The 2054-nt window shown below is 36.5% G+C and carries 2 protein-coding genes; one reads left to right on the forward strand and one right to left on the reverse strand.

Annotated features, from left to right (window positions below):
• The first annotated feature begins 218 nt into the window (after nucleotides 1–218).
• Nucleotides 219–1154 (forward strand): replication initiation protein, encoded by a 936-nt coding sequence (locus tag BZG84_RS16090; RefSeq protein WP_077482137.1) that lies wholly within the window; start codon nucleotides 219–221, stop codon nucleotides 1152–1154.
• A 337-nt stretch (nucleotides 1155–1491) separates the two neighbouring features.
• Here the strand turns inward: BZG84_RS16090 and BZG84_RS16095 are convergent.
• The coding region (locus BZG84_RS16095) for a hypothetical protein (protein ID WP_206744480.1) at nucleotides 1492–2054 on the reverse strand (563 nt) is incomplete at its 5' end.

The raw sequence follows: 2054 nt of genomic DNA on the forward strand, positions 1-2054 counted from the left end.
ATATATAAATAATAGGTAATAGAGAGTATCACAGCCCTTATGTACCAATGCTTTCAGAGGCATTGGGGTACTTAATTTGGTATATTAATTGATAGTGGTTGGTAGCTTTGACTTACTGACTTTGGGACACATGGTTACACAATTTGGTAGACGTGTTTTTCTCTTTCGACACTTGGACAATTTTAGAATTCTCACTAGCCTTCAGGAAAACCATTATAATGAACTCATTAAGCCATACTTTTCAGCATAATTTTTCTAAATTACTTTCCAATGATTCTCTTTCTTTCCAAACACAAGATGGACTTGTTGACCGTCAAGAATCAAAAGAAAGAAGACCATATCAACTGAGTGATTCGGCGCTTAGAAATGTTCCTCCGGCTAACCCCTATGGCGGAAATAAAGTAAAACTTAAAAGCTCACTGGTCTTTGCCGATTACTCTCTAAGTATTCAATCACTTCGACTATTGAACTATGCAATGAGTTGTTTTGACAACGAGCCTTATTTCACTGCCAAAAGATTCTGTAAAGAGGATGATCACAAGACACTGGAGTGGCACTATGAATTTATTGAAGACCGAACCATTCTAATTCCAGCGACGGAGGCTATAAGAATTATCCAGTCAGGAAAGAAGACAAGCAATAACTACAAAGTGCTCTACAAGGCTGTTGATGAGCTATGCCAAGCAGATATTTTGTTCAAGGAGAAGCGAAATGGTGTTATTAAAACTAAACCAGCTAAGATTACAGACACCGTTTATGTGCATAGGTGCGATGTAAAAAAACAGAAATTTGTTGTTTTGAGTTTTTCCCTAGATTTTATGTCAGCTGTCGTTGCTGAAAGCGGCTATCAAACATGTAATTTACCTACTATTAACTCTTTTAGTTCGTCATATGCTGCACGCTACTATCATTGGTTTTTAAATGGTCTTCACAAACGGGGATTTGAGTTAAGAGTTGAAGAGATAAGACAACGGTTTGGGCTTGATGAAGCCTCACATCAGAAGCACTTCTTCAAGCGTCTAGTTGAGCTACCAGTAAACGAAGTTACTGAAAAGACAAATCTTCAAGTCGATATTGAGAAAATTAAAGACAACCAGAGAAGGGGGAATCCTCTTGTAAGAATTAAGTTTACAGTTAGTTATGATTTGCCTTGATAAGCATTTATCGATAAGCATTTATCATTAGAAGCACATAGACATGCTTATAAGAAGATATCCCTATCAGAACTGACAGATTATTCTAACTTGCTTCTTTCCTATTTAAATCTACTCAGTTGTGTGCTCGCACCCCATAAACAGGTGAGTAAAGGTTAGAACGGAATATGAATGTAGATGTTGAGCCTGTGAATACAATAGTGTGAATGCAATAAGTCCAATTAAATATAAAATAATGAGACTCCTCTTCATTACTATTTAATTCTGAAGAGGCGTCTCCCTGATAGGAGTGTCTCTCGAAGCTGGCTCTCCTACGCAAATGTAAAGTGCTTCGTTACTACCAGCTATTCGGGCTGATTAGGTCAGCACCAGTCCCGCCGCCTAGTGCGTAGAAGATTGAGAAGAATGCCCAAGCAACACCTAGACCACAACCTATCACAATCAAAAGCATTATATCGGATAAAAGAACCCACGGATTGTCAATAATCTCCTTAAAATACGCCACAATTTTTCTAAATATCCCAATATCTAGAAAGCATGTAGCCATAATATTTAAGACTTTATTATCAACAATTTTTTTACCAATCAAATTGCCTGAATGTTGCTTTTTTGAACTCTTAGACTGACTACTAAATCTATTTATTAGGCATTCATGAGTAACCATAGGAGTAATAATGGTTAGTGGAAAAAGAATAACTGACAAACCTAATGCAAAGTACCCATTAATAAATGATTGAGACCACACCCCTAACTCTGGATTAAAATAACCATTAATAACGACATCAAAAGAAATAAGTAGAGGTGAAGCAATAAACAGCGAAATAGATAGTGCGATAGTATTTTTCAGTATGTTTCCCATCATAAACCACGAAGTATTACCCTTACAAGTTACTGTTATTA

The sequence above is a fragment of the Salinivibrio sp. PR932 genome (genome assembly GCF_001996125.1).
GTDB classification, from domain to species: Bacteria; Pseudomonadota; Gammaproteobacteria; order Enterobacterales; family Vibrionaceae; genus Salinivibrio; species Salinivibrio proteolyticus.